Below are 479 nucleotides of genomic sequence, written 5' to 3'. Positions count from 1 at the left end.
CTGGTATTCCCTCTGCAGCAGTCTGAAGGCCCTATCTCGCATCTCGCTCGCCTTTATTTCATAGATCTTCTCGCGCGCTTCCATGTATATATCAAAGGACATAAGTGCAAGGGTATCTAATTTTGACTCGAACGCAGACCATGTCGCAGCATCTATGACGCCATGCCGGCCGTTCACACGCAGAAGTTCTTCATCGATTATCCTCTTCAAATAGAAGATAAAGGCTATGGCTTGGGAAGGGGAAAAATCCTGTACCGCCCTGATCTTGATGATATCGTCCAGAAAAGGAGCGGCCTCTTCGACGGGCGCCTCCCTGATGAGCCCATCAATAAGACCTTCTAATCCCTCGTGGACAGTATATCCTACCGGACCTGTAAATCTGTCTCTTTGCTTTTTTAAGAGGCCTGCAACTTCGGTAGGATATGTGTCCATTATCATATCAAACCATTTCTTCAAAATAACAGGCTTCTTCTCTTTTA

1 protein-coding gene is annotated in these 479 nt (G+C 46.1%); it reads right to left on the bottom strand.

The window, feature by feature from the left end:
* Positions 1 to 479, bottom strand: a 479-nt coding sequence (locus COY37_RS09360; protein WP_286977356.1) for an RsbRD N-terminal domain-containing protein, incomplete at both ends; no start/stop codon positions are given.

The sequence above is a fragment of the Candidatus Aquicultor secundus genome, assembly GCF_002791875.1.
Lineage (GTDB): Bacteria > Actinomycetota > Aquicultoria > Aquicultorales > Aquicultoraceae > Aquicultor_A > Aquicultor_A secundus.
The sequence above is the reverse complement of the archived record's forward strand: the minus strand, read 5'-3'. Positions and strand labels throughout refer to the sequence as shown.